The organism is Sediminibacterium sp. (assembly GCF_051861365.1).
Classification (GTDB): domain Bacteria; phylum Bacteroidota; class Bacteroidia; order Chitinophagales; family Chitinophagaceae; genus Sediminibacterium.
This window is the reverse complement of the sequence record NZ_JBHYCW010000050.1, coordinates 1-11,748: the sequence shown is the minus strand read 5'-3', so window position 1 is coordinate 11,748 and position 11,748 is coordinate 1. Positions and strand designations below refer to the sequence as shown.

The following is an 11,748-nucleotide window of genomic DNA, read 5'->3' as shown; positions in this document are numbered from 1 at the left end:
CTAACTGATAAAACATAGAAAGTAGCAGCTCACTAACTTGATGTAGTCGCCGATTAAATCGACTTTTATCCAACATATTGGGTATCATACCGGTCATTCGCATAAAACCCCGACCATTGTCAATATGACCACCAAAATATAGTGCTGATACTATCGCGGTCGTTATCACTTCACTGTCACTTACCTTGCGGCGACTATCCTCTAAATGACCAATACCCTTTAAAATATCATCAACAATACAGTAAATCCCTATAATTTTATCCTCAGTGAGCATCTCTTATAAAGTTTAATTGTCTGGTAACTCTTAAACTATTTTGAGGGCTCACTTATTTTATATATACCTAACTAGCAACTTGGGTTAATTAGTATTGCATTGTTGCGAAACAGAAACATGTAACCATCTACTAGGGGCATTGCTCACTACTGCTAAACAAGTGCCACAGTTAGGATCACTAGGTTCTGGTTTATCAATGATCTTTACATAAAATGGCTTGTCAGCCACTCCTTGATTTGGTCTTACGGATAAATTGTTATTCGGGAGCTTACAAGGAAATACAGTGCCAAAAACATGATCATAAGTAATGCCGTCTTTTTGATAACCGTTCTCGCCTAGATGATAATAGTTGGGGTCAAGTATTTGAAGTACTGCAGTATTACAAATAGCATCTAATACTTTCACCTGAACACAACCTTCGGTATTATTTTGTTCAGTCTTTTCACAACCGGCAGATAAGAACAGGAACAAGCTTGTAAGAATGATGAAACTGTTTCTTTTCATGATAACTTCTTTTCTTGCTTGAGATATCCAATACCAAAACTGTTGCATGGAGTAGAAAAAATCTTGGGTTTTCACATTTTAATAGTAGAAGGGGGAAAGGCAGATATTCGAAACAAGGGACTAACGAAGGCAGAAACAACCAAAGAGAACAAACAAAAAGAGGAAGTCTCAAAAGTAAAAAGAAGGCTTTGAGAATCGCCTAAATGAAAACTTTCTCCATCAGGTAGGTACCCGAATAAAAAGAGGCTGTATCGGACTTTTGATACAGCCTCTTTTCTTGTACCCGGTACGGGAATCGAACCCGTCTTTCCTCCGTGAAAGGGAGATGTCCTAGCCGATAGACGAACCGGGCATTTTTTTGTCAATCGGGACGCAAAAATAGGCTTTGAAAACTTCCTGCCAAAATTTTTTATGCTTTTTATGGAAATCAATGATTTAGATACCTAATCTGTGAATCTGTGGCTTATACATTCTCCAACCGGTGAGCAACTATCCCCACAATCACTGTATTACAAAAAATATCCGCTCATTTCCTCTCAATCCATGTAAATTTGCCATTCTTAAAGCCCATATACCTTAAAAATTTAGACAAATGAGTACAGTAAAAGTTGCCATCAACGGTTTCGGACGTATCGGCCGTTTGGTGTTCCGTCAGATCTACAATATGGAAGGAATTGATGTAGTAGCGATCAATGATCTGACAAGTCCAAAAGTATTAGCCCATTTATTGAAATATGATAGTGCACAAGGCCGTTTTGACGCCACTGTTACATCTACGGATGATGCGATCGTGGTGAATGGTGAAACTGTTAAGATCTATGCACAAAAAGACCCTGCTCAAATTCCATGGGGTAACCATGGTGTTGATGTAGTGATCGAATCAACCGGGTTTTTCACCGATAAAGAAAAGGCAGAAGCGCATCTTAAAGCCGGTGCTAAGCGTGTAGTCATTTCTGCTCCAGCAACAGGGGACTTGAAAACGGTAGTATTCAACGTAAATCATCAGATCCTCGATGGTAGCGAAACCATCATCTCATGTGCATCTTGTACTACCAACTGTTTAGCGCCAATGGCAAAAGTGTTGAATGATCAGTTTGGTATTGCTACCGGTATCATGACTACCATTCACGCTTATACCAATGATCAAAATACCTTGGATGCACCTCACCCGAAAGGAGATCTGCGTAGAGCAAGAGCTGCTGCAGCTAATATCGTTCCAAACAGCACCGGTGCTGCAAAGGCAATCGGACTGGTATTACCTGAACTGAAAGGTAAACTGGATGGTGGCGCTCAGCGTGTACCTACCATTACCGGTTCATTGACTGAATTGGCGGTCATCCTGAATAAAAAAGTAACTGCTGAAGAGATCAATGCCGCTATGAAGGCAGCAAGTAATGAAAGTTTTGGTTATACAGAAGACGAAATCGTAAGTTCTGATATCATCGGCATCAGCTATGGTTCTTTGTTTGATGCTACTCAAACCAAAGTGATGACTGTAGGAGATGCACAACTGGTGAAAACCGTAAGTTGGTATGATAATGAGATGAGTTATGTAAGTCAATTGGTAAGAACTGTGAAATATTTTGCAGGACTGATTTCCAAATAAGATTTTCATTTAAATATGTAAGAGGCTGTATCATCATGATTACAGCCTCTTTTTCTTTATAGGTTGGTCACAGTTTCTTATTTTCACCATTCAATGTCAAAATAATTTATGAGCAAGTTTTTGAACCACAACTTTAGTAACCAACGTGCATTGATCCGCGTTGATTTTAATGTGCCATTAAATGCTGCGTATGAAATTACTGATGATAATCGGATGCGTGCTACCATCCCTACCATCAAGAAAATTCTGGCAGATGGAGGTAGTGTTATTCTCATGAGTCATTTGGGTAGACCTAAAGAAGGTACAACTGAAAAATATTCACTCAAACATTTGGTGAAACATTTGAGTCAATTACTAGGTGGAGTAGAAGTATTGTTCGCGGATGACTGCATTGGAGCATCAGCTGCAAATATGTCGGCTGCTCTGCAACCCGGACAAGTATTATTATTAGAAAATCTTCGTTTTTATAAAGAGGAAGAAAAAGGCGATACTGCTTTTGCCGAAAAGCTAAGCAAGCTGGGAGATGTATATGTGAATGATGCTTTTGGAACAGCACACCGTGCACACGCATCAACAGCTGTGATTGCGCAGTTCTTCTCTGCTGATAAAAAAATGTTTGGAACAGTCATGGATGGTGAAGTAGCTAGTGCAGAAAAAGTAATGCACCAGAGTGAAAAGCCTTTCACTGCAATTATTGGTGGTGCAAAAGTGAGTGATAAGATTTTGATCATAGAAAATTTATTAGAAAGAGCAACGGATATCATCATAGGTGGTGGTATGGCTTATACTTTCATGAAAGCGCAGGGGGGTACGATCGGAAATTCTTTGTGTGAAGATGATCGTTTAGAGACAGCAGTGGAATTATTGAAAAAAGCGGAAGCCAAAGGTGTTTGTATTCATTTGCCTTCCGATTCAGTAATCGCAGATCAATTTTCAGCAGATGCCAATACTTCCACAGCACCTAGTAATCATATTCCGGATGGATGGATGGGACTGGATATCGGTGCCAATGCCTGTGAACAGTTCGCCAACTGTATTAAAAGATCTAAAACCATTTTGTGGAATGGTCCAATGGGCGTATTCGAAATGGCAAAATTCCAACATGGAACCAAAACCATCGCCATTGCTGTAGCAGAAGCCACAGCCAACGGTGCTTTCTCATTGGTAGGCGGCGGTGATAGCGTAGCAGCAGTCAACCAGTTCGGTTTTGCCGATAAAGTAAGCTATGTATCTACCGGAGGTGGAGCCATGCTGGAATATTTTGAAGGCAAAGAACTGCCGGGCATAGCGGCGGTGAAAGCGTAGGGGAAAGTCCATAGTCCATGGACTATTAACTATAGACCATGTAATATTTTACCCACCCCAACTACTAATACTCTAAAAGGAATAAAACACCTAATTTCATAACAAATAAGTTAAACATGAGTACAAAAAATTTAACCCTTATTGTCATTGCTGCATTGATCCTGATTCTGGGTGGTTGTGGCTGTAGAGGATACAATGGATTGGTAAAACAGGATGAAGTGGTAAAAAATGCCTGGGCAAATGTAGAAAGTGATTATCAGCGTCGTGCTGATCTCATTCCAAATCTGGTAAACACTGTGAAAGGTGAAGCCAATTTTGAGCAAACTACTTTACAGAATGTGATCGAAGCACGTGCAAGTGCAACGCAAATCAAAGTAGACGCTAATGATCTGTCACCTGAAAAATTACAGCAATACCAAGCTGCACAAGGACAACTATCTCAGGCGCTGGGACGTTTGTTGATGGTAACAGAGAACTATCCTAACCTGAGAGCGAATGATGCTTTCCGCGGATTACAGGCACAATTGGAAGGAACAGAGAACCGAATTAAAGTATCTCGTAACGACTTTAACAAAGCCGTTGCTGATTACAATGTGAAAGCACGCTCATTCCCGATGAATATTCTCGCCGGTATGTTTGGTTTTAAAGTGAAAGAAGGCTTTAAGGCAGATGCAGGCGCAGAAAAAGCTCCGGAAGTTAAATTTTAATCATACAACCACAGTGCGGATCTTACTGATCAGGAAACATAAGTAAACCTGATACTTATTCTCACTGTGGTTTTTTAATGCATCATTGTCATGTTCGAACTCTTTAGAAAAAAACCGGATCGCTATTTTTCAGACACTGAAAGAGAGCGTATTGTTAATGCCATTCGAAATGCAGAACAAAGAACCAGTGGTGAAGTGAGAATCTTCATTGAGAATAAGTGTGAGTATGTCGATCCGTTACGTAGAGCACAAGAGATCTTTGCTAACTTGAAAATGTACGAGACGGCTGAAAGAAATGCTGTGCTTGTCTATATCGCCATGAAAGACAGACAACTGGCTGTTTTTGGAGATGAAGGCATTCATCAAAAAGTAGGTTCCGATTTTTGGAATACAGAGGTGAAGAAAATGTTAGCTGAATTCAAAGCACAACATTATGCAGAGGGCTTGGCAACCATCATTGAAGATATTGGCGAAGCATTGGCATTTCATTTCCCTTATGATAACAAAGGGGATAAAAATGAATTACCTGACGATATTGTTTTTGGTAAATAAAATCAATAGCTGATCACGTAAATGACAGCGAACTGAAAGCATGAAAAAATTATTACTTTTATTTCTTACTTTTTGCTGGTTAGCAGTAGGTCTTGGACAGAATATTCTACCCAAACCCAATCCGCCCAAGCTGGTGAATGATGCAGCCAATGTATTATCTCCTGAACAGCGACAGATACTAGAACAGAAACTGGTGGCATTGGATGATAGTACATCCAATCAGATAGCCGTGGTTTTGATTCCTACATTGGATGGTTATCCGATTGAAGAGTATGCCAATAAATTATTCCGTGAATGGGGGATTGGTAATGCAAAAACCAATAATGGGGTATTACTGATTGCAGCAATTGAAGACAAAAAAATCAGGATAGAAGTAGGGTATGGTTTAGAGGGTGTAATACCGGATGTAGTGGCATCCAGTATTATCAGAAATGAAGTTGGGCCTAATTTTAAAGAAGGAAATTTTTATCGCGGTATCGATAAAGCAACTGATGCTTTAGCAAAAGCAGCAGCGGGTGAATATAAAGTCAAACGTGAACGCAAAGGATCAGGCGGTACTACTGGTAAATCTATTCTAACATTTGTTATTATATTATTTGTGGTACTGATGATTGTAGCCCGAGGTGGCGGCGGTGGAGGAAGAGGTGGCGGAATGATGAGCAGAAGAGGATATGGAGATATCGCAGAGGCTATTTTTTGGTCATCTGTTTTAGGCGGTGGTCGTAGAAGCAGTGGCGGTGGCTGGGGAGGCGGTAGTGGTGGTGGATTTGGTGGGTTCGGCGGAGGTAGCAGCGGTGGCGGTGGTGCCAGTGGTGGATGGTAAAATATAAACTAAAAAATATGAGAAAATTTTTGATGGCAACGATGATGCTAGGTGGTATCATCGCTGTAAAAGCACAACAGGTAAAATTACCGGTCGGCAAAAAGTTTCAGGTGATTACAGAAGTAAAAGGAAACAGTGTTACTTCTGTGATGGGGCAAGACATGGAAATGTCTAACACCACAACTATCTATCTAGATCATGAATTGAAATCTGTGGGAACGAATAAGTTTTCAATGGGTATGATCATCAAAAGAATCACAGCAGATGTTGCTATGATGGGACAAGAACAAAGTATTGATTCAGATGATGAAGCAGTAAGATCTAATCCTGCATTAGCGGAGGCTTTTAAATCATTGGGTAAAGAAATACAGATTACAGTCGATGGTGGAAAAATAACCATGCAGGGAGAAATGTTAGAAGCACTTAAAACGATTCCAGGAGCAGCTTCTGAAGGCAATGATATAGGACGTGTATTTTTGTTAGTAAAAGATGAAGATATCAAAGAAGGGTATACGTGGATATCTAACAACTCTTCAGAAACTGGTACCTCTGAAACAAATAATATTATCGAAAAAGTAACAGATAAAGAAATTCAGGTATTAGCAAATAGTGCGATTAAAGTATCTTCAACCATGACTCAAAATGGTATGGAGATCAAGCAGAAAACAGAAGGTACAGTAAAATCAACACGTATTTATGATCGCGCTACCGGGTTGATGATTTCTGAGATATCTATCGGCGATATTAAAGGTAATATGGAAGTAATGGGACAGCAAATGCCGCTGACCAGTAAAACTGAAACCAAAACAAGTGTAAAGTTTTTATAAATTTACCAATCCAACTTCAACTAAAAGGCCGCACCGATATTCCCGGGCGGCCTTCTTCATTCAAATCGATTAGAGATTATTTTTTATCAGCAGGCAATTTACTTTTCACGTAAGCTGCCATTTCAGTAGCGCCGGCACTCTCTTTCTTTTGTGCTAGTTCCTTTAACGCTCCATTGATTACAGGATCTGTTTGCGCTTTAGCTGATGCAGGTATCAGATCACGGAATTCTACGATCGCATCTACTGCTTTTTTAAACTCATCTATATTCATCAACTTGGCCGCAAACGCTGCATAAGTAGCACTCATTTGTACTTTAGGAAAAGACAAAGGCATTTTTTCATAGCTCTCGGATACAACCTTGAATGCTTTCTCATCGCCATAAGTAATCAATACATTGGAAATGGCTTCATTCAAACGCCCCTTGGCCGGTTCTTTGCTTAATTCCTTGGTAATTTGTAAAGCTTCAACACTGTCAAGATCAGTAAGAGCTTCCAGGGCGGCACCCGCAACTGTATAAGAAGAGTCTCTGGTAGCTTCTTTAAAGAAAGACTTATAGCTTTGATTTTTTAGGTTGGCTAAATAAGAAATGGCTTCAGCCTTCACCATTTTTCTGCTTTCTTTTTTAGCGATCTTTTCAATTTTTGCAATGATGGCATCATCAGGTTTTACTTTACCTAAATTAGTGATGGCTAAAGAGCGAATTCTGAAATAAGGATCACTTAAGGCATCTACCAATAATTGAACTGCTGCAGGATCTTTTGTATTGTTACCTGCAAATGCAACTGCTTCGCGACGATCCAGATAGTTGCCCGCATGTTTGAATTGATGAATAAACTCAGCCAATGTTTTATTATCTTTTTTATCTATCAATAATATTTTATCGGCATCCACATTGATTAGGTCTGGCTTAGATTTCACTTTAAAGTTGAAAGTATCGGCTTTGTTCTCCATCCAAACCAACTGTCTTTTCTTTTCGTTGCCATGCCAGATATCGATAGCAAAAGGAAGTTTGAAAACTTTATCGCCAGCCTGAATTTGCTTAATGATCACAGAAGCTAATTGCGTTTCTGCATTGTACTGATAACTGATATCAATTCTGGGATGTCCATTTCCAAAATACCATTGATTGAAGAACCAATTCCAATCTTTACCGGTTACTTCTTCAAAAGCCAAGCGTAGTTTATGTCCGCTTCCGGTACCGAACTTATTTGTGGTCAGGTACTTATTAAGCGAAGCAAAAAATGCATCATCACCTGTCAAATTGCGTAACATATGTAAGATGCGTCCGCCTTTGTTGTAACTAACTGCATCAAACATATCTTCTTTATCTTTATAATAAAAGCGAACCAGATCACGTGATTGTTGACCACTGCCGATGTAACCACGCATTTGATTAAAGTTTTCAAACATCGCTTCATCCTTGCCATATTTATGCTCTAACCATAATAACTGGCTATAATCAGCAAAGCTTTCATTTACGGTAAGATTACTCCAGCTTTCAGCCGTAACAAGGTCTCCAAACCATTGGTGAAATAATTCATGTGCAATGGTAGATTCCCATCCATTGCCATCTGTTAATTCTCTGGCATCTTGTTGCGCACTTTCTTGATGAAGTGTAGCCGTGGTATTTTCCATCGCACCACTCACATAATCACGGGCCACCATTTGACTATACTTCACCCAAGGATATTCAACGCCTAATTTTTTTGAGAAGAAAGCCATCATCTCCGGTGTATCACCAAAAATTCTGCGTGCAACTTTTTCATATGCTTTCTCTACGTAATAATTTACTTCTTTTCCTTTATAGGTGTCTTTTACAACTGCAAAGTCTCCAACACCCATAAAGAAGAGGTAAGGAGCATGTGGTTGATCCATTGACCAGGTGTCTGTGCGGGTTCCGTCAGTATTGGTTTTCTGCGCAATCAGTTTCCCGTTGGATAAGGAAACATATTTAGCAGGAACGGTCAAGTTGAATAATTGTGTTGTTTTCTGATTGGTACGATCAATCGTAGGTACCCAAACAGAAGTAGCTTCTGTTTCACCCTGTGTCCAAATTTGTGTTGGTTTATCTTTTTCCTCTCCTTTCGGATTGATGAAATATAAACCTTTCGCATCGGTGATCGCAGCACTACCATTGACTCTGAATTCATTAGGCTTAGCTGTGTAATCAATGTATACAGTATAACGTTCTCCTTTTTTATAAGTCTTGTCAAGCTGAATATTTAAGAAGAGACTATCATACGCATATTTTAATGGGATATTCTTTCCGGCTCTTACAATAGCAACTTGGTAGATATTCATTCCCTTTGCATCCAACTGCAGAGAGTCGGTGGCGTAAAAATGAGGTTCGAGTGTAATCCATACTTTTCCATTCAAATACGATTTCTCATAATCGAATTTGGCATCCAAACGAGTATGCACAAGGTTGTTGATTTTGGTGGGGAAAGATCTGTAGACTTTTTTCCAATCTTCATTCCCCAGAGTTTGTGCTACCGCAAGTAAGGGTAGAAAAGCAATAAGCAATAATAAACGTTTCATATTTCAGTTTTAGAAGCCTTAAAGATAGTAGACAGAACTTGTGTGAATCGTTAAGAATTTGATCAGTGGTAGAAAGGTTATGCACCAAAGCATCCTGAGACAAGGAAAGTCTTAATTTTGATAGCATGAACCGTTACCTCTCTTCATTTAGTTGCAAAACTTGGTGCCTAATTACGGGGATGATATTTTTTTCTACGGTTAATGGTCAAACAGGACACTACCTATTTATACAAACAGAAAATAATCAGCCCTTCTACCTGCGGCTGATGGGAGCCAATTTGAGTTCCAATGCAAGCGGATATCTGTTAATCCCCAAAATTACCAACGGTGAGTACGAGTTAAACATTGGCTTCGCACAAAGTGACAAAGAGCAAAAATTTATGGTGAAGGTAGAGGGCAAAGACCTTGGGTTTTCTTTAAAACAAGAGCTAGACAATACCTGGAGCCTTTTCAATTTGGTGGATTTTACCTTGCTCAAAGGTCTTTCGGTAAACGTTCAGCCAAAAGAAGAAAAAAAACAGCCGGAGGTTGAAATACCAGCCGAGCCTGTAAAACAGATTTCGAAGGAGTCCATTACGGTAAAAGAAGTAACACCTTCTCCCAAACTTTTAAAAGTCTTACCGGAGATCAAAAAAATTTATGATAAAGCCTCTGAAGAGGGAATCGACATGGTATTTGTGGTTTCCGGCTCACCCAAGAATGATACGGTTATTCTATATGTACCGGCTTTGAAACCGAAAGGAGAAGCGAGGATACACGGAGAATCTATCAGACAACAGCTGAAAGATAATCCTCAGTCTATGATACGAACTGCAACCTATTTGGCTTTTACCAGACCCAAGTTATTCTGATGCGTTATTTCCTTGAACTTTCATATGACGGTACCCACTATAGTGGGTTTCAGGTTCAGGATGGCCAGGAAACCATTCAATCAGCGGTGACTAAAGCATTAGAAATCTTGTTCAGACAGCCATTTTCGTTAACAGGTTCTTCAAGAACCGATGCGGGGGTACATGGGCTGCAGAATTTTTTCCATTTTGATAGTTCATTGGAATTAATACCCAAACACAAGTATAACCTGAATGCAATATTGCCTTCAGATATAGCGATCACTTCCATTTATCGGGTAGCAGATGATGCTCATTGCAGGTTCGATGCGCTTCAACGAAGCTATAAATATTTGATTTACAGGCAGAAAGATCCTTTTATGGTGAATCGAGGGTGGTTATTTCCTTATCCGGTTAATCAGGAGCTATTGGATCGTATGGCGTTGATTCTGATGGAATACAGTGATTTCACCTCATTTTCGAAGCGAAATAGTCAGGTAAAGACTTATATATGTGACATTCGCTCATCTTATTGGGAGCAGGGTAGCAATGGGGCTTTGACATATCGGATTCGTTCGAATCGATTTTTGAGAGGGATGATCAGGGGTATTGTAGGAACCATGGTGCGAATTGCAAGAACGGAAGTATCCACTGAAGATGGGGAGCAGCTATTCAGAGCTGTTATAGAAAGCAAAGATTGTACAAATGCTGATTTCACCACGCCTGCAAAAGGTTTATATCTTGAATCAGTAGTGTATCCTGATGATATGTTGCAATTGATTCAATAGTAAAAGACATTATCAAGAGAAAGTCATGAATGATGTCAATATTCGGTCTAGGTCTTATAATGTAGTGTTTATTCTATTTTTTTTATCTCTTGAAATGCTTGTGCAGTAAGTGGTTTAACAAATCTATCTAAAATACTTTTCAAAAAGATTTGGTAAGAAGAAAACCACGCTTATCTTTGCACCCCGCTGATAAAAAAGCGGATGTTCTTTGAAGGCAGCTACAGTGAATGGCGAAAGAAAAATCAAGAATTTTGAAATAAAATTTGGTGATTAAAAATACACTCCTATCTTCGCCGCCCGTTCAACAAAAACGGAAGTTCATTGAAGCAGGAAAGAGGGAATCGAGAAAATAAATTTCGAATAAAATTTGGCAGTAAAAATTAACCTCTTATCTTTGCCGTCCGTTTGAAAAAAACGGTAGTTCTTAAAACGATTTTGACAGCAAAAAAAGTTTGAAATTTCTTCAAATAATTTTGGCTGAGAAAATAAAGGCTCTTACCTTTGCAACCCCAATCAAATGGGTGGCATGACAAATTGAAAATCATTCACTTGTCGTTCTAAGCAAGGCGAAGAATAAAGCCAAAAGATCTTTGAAAGTTTGGAAGCAACAGCACAATTAAACATAATTACAAATTAGTTTACTTGTAAGGTTAACAGCAATCAAAAACAATTAACAATAAATCCGACGTTAATTTCGATTATTTGAGATTAAGTCAGATCAAACAACATTTACAATGGAGAGTTTGATCCTGGCTCAGGATGAACGCTAGCGGCAGGCTTAATACATGCAAGTCGTGGGGCAGCATGAATGTAGCAATACATTTGATGGCGACCGGCAAACGGGTGCGGAACACGTACACAACCTTCCTATAAGTGGGGAATAGCCCAGAGAAATTTGGATTAATACCCCGTAACATAATGATGTGGCATCATATTATTATTATAGCTTCGGCGCTTATTGATGGGTGTGCGGCTGATTAGATAGTTGGCGGGGTA

Annotated in this window: 10 protein-coding genes, 1 tRNA gene, 1 rRNA gene and 1 pseudogene; 9 read left to right on the top strand and 4 right to left on the bottom strand. The window is 39.4% G+C overall.

Features of this window, described 5'->3' with window-relative positions:
* The 3 genes and pseudogenes from ACTIEV_RS15010 to ACTIEV_RS15000 form a co-directional block, all read right to left on the bottom strand.
* Window positions 1–274 (bottom strand): annotated as a pseudogene (locus ACTIEV_RS15010) (IS982 family transposase); the annotation flags it as partial.
* Between the two features lie 84 nt (window positions 275–358).
* A complete protein-coding gene (locus ACTIEV_RS15005; protein ID WP_322195640.1) occupies window positions 359–778 on the bottom strand; it encodes a hypothetical protein in 420 nt (139 codons plus the stop codon).
* 280 nt (window positions 779–1,058) lie between these two features.
* Window positions 1,059–1,130: transfer RNA gene (locus ACTIEV_RS15000), tRNA-Glu, on the bottom strand.
* A gap of 240 nt (window positions 1,131–1,370) precedes the next feature.
* Here ACTIEV_RS15000 and gap point away from each other — a divergent pair.
* The 6 genes from gap to ACTIEV_RS14970 all read left to right on the top strand — a co-directional run bounded on the left by gap (window position 1,371) and on the right by ACTIEV_RS14970 (window position 6,598).
* Entirely contained in the window at window positions 1,371–2,384 is a 1,014-nt protein-coding gene (gene gap, locus ACTIEV_RS14995) for a type I glyceraldehyde-3-phosphate dehydrogenase (RefSeq protein ID WP_178887676.1), read from the top strand.
* A gap of 108 nt (window positions 2,385–2,492) precedes the next feature.
* On the top strand, window positions 2,493–3,689 hold the full coding sequence (locus ACTIEV_RS14990; RefSeq protein WP_322195639.1) for a phosphoglycerate kinase: 1,197 nt from the start codon (window positions 2,493–2,495) through the stop codon (window positions 3,687–3,689).
* 116 nt (window positions 3,690–3,805) lie between these two features.
* The gene (locus tag ACTIEV_RS14985) at window positions 3,806–4,396 is read left to right on the top strand and encodes a LemA family protein (RefSeq protein ID WP_322195638.1); all 591 of its coding nucleotides are present in this window, start codon (window positions 3,806–3,808) and stop codon (window positions 4,394–4,396) included.
* A 90-nt stretch (window positions 4,397–4,486) separates the two neighbouring features.
* Complete coding sequence (locus ACTIEV_RS14980) at window positions 4,487–4,948, top strand: TPM domain-containing protein (protein ID WP_322195637.1); 462 nt, start codon at window positions 4,487–4,489, stop codon at window positions 4,946–4,948.
* Between the two features lie 40 nt (window positions 4,949–4,988).
* The gene (locus tag ACTIEV_RS14975) at window positions 4,989–5,771 is read left to right on the top strand and encodes a TPM domain-containing protein (RefSeq protein ID WP_322195636.1); all 783 of its coding nucleotides are present in this window, start codon (window positions 4,989–4,991) and stop codon (window positions 5,769–5,771) included.
* A 17-nt stretch (window positions 5,772–5,788) separates the two neighbouring features.
* Complete coding sequence (locus ACTIEV_RS14970) at window positions 5,789–6,598, top strand: DUF6263 family protein (protein WP_322195635.1); 810 nt, start codon at window positions 5,789–5,791, stop codon at window positions 6,596–6,598.
* A 76-nt stretch (window positions 6,599–6,674) separates the two neighbouring features.
* Here the strand turns inward: ACTIEV_RS14970 and ACTIEV_RS14965 are convergent, their stop codons facing one another.
* Window positions 6,675–9,137 (bottom strand): M1 family aminopeptidase, encoded by a 2,463-nt coding sequence (locus tag ACTIEV_RS14965; RefSeq protein WP_439516772.1) that lies wholly within the window; start codon window positions 9,135–9,137, stop codon window positions 6,675–6,677.
* A 125-nt stretch (window positions 9,138–9,262) separates the two neighbouring features.
* Here ACTIEV_RS14965 and ACTIEV_RS14960 point away from each other — a divergent pair, with 125 nt between their 5' ends.
* From ACTIEV_RS14960 to ACTIEV_RS14950, 3 genes are all read left to right on the top strand, one after another.
* Complete coding sequence (locus ACTIEV_RS14960; RefSeq protein WP_439516771.1) at window positions 9,263–9,988, top strand: hypothetical protein; 726 nt, start codon at window positions 9,263–9,265, stop codon at window positions 9,986–9,988.
* Complete coding sequence (gene truA / locus ACTIEV_RS14955) at window positions 9,988–10,752, top strand: tRNA pseudouridine(38-40) synthase TruA (RefSeq protein ID WP_322195632.1); 765 nt, start codon at window positions 9,988–9,990, stop codon at window positions 10,750–10,752. The genes ACTIEV_RS14960 and truA overlap by 1 nt, the downstream gene beginning before the upstream one ends.
* 731 nt (window positions 10,753–11,483) lie before the next feature.
* A 16S ribosomal RNA gene (locus ACTIEV_RS14950) occupies window positions 11,484–11,748 on the top strand; the annotation flags it as partial.